1 pseudogene is annotated in these 455 nt (G+C 72.7%); it reads right to left on the minus strand.

The features are described 5' to 3' along the window. Positions 1–416, minus strand: a pseudogene (locus AB4Y92_RS25800) (four-carbon acid sugar kinase family protein); the annotation flags it as partial. Between the last annotated feature and the right edge of the window lie 39 nt (positions 417–455).

The following is a 455-nucleotide window of genomic DNA, read 5'->3' on the forward strand; positions in this document are numbered from 1 at the left end:
GCGTCGAGCAGCACCACGTTCCCGATGGAGGGCGGGACCAGGTCGGCAAGCACCGAATGGCGTGCCGGATGCACCGGATCGCGGCCATAGGCGGTCTCCGACACGGGGATACCGTCCACGCGTTGAACGCCGCCGACGGTCGTGCGTCCGGCCGCGGGAAAGGCCGGGGCGAAGACGAGTTGCCTACGCCCGCTGGCCCGGAACGCCGCGTCCAGCTCGGCCCTGACATGTCAGCGCAGCGTCGAGTCGACCGTCTTGTAGAGGATGTCACGCGAGGCGAGCTGCGCGGCGAGGCGCGCGACCCGCTCCGCGACCTCAGCCTCCGGAGCCGAGCGCGAGCCACTGTCCACGGCGATGACGTCGCTCGGTTGCCGGGGCAACCGGCCCCGGCCGACCCAGGCGCCGCGGCCGCGCATGACGAAGGGGCCAGCCCCGTCCGCTGCACTGGTCAGGTC

The sequence above is a fragment of the Lysobacter sp. TAB13 genome, assembly GCF_052113885.1.
Taxonomy (GTDB): Bacteria; Pseudomonadota; Gammaproteobacteria; order Xanthomonadales; family Xanthomonadaceae; genus Lysobacter; species Lysobacter gummosus.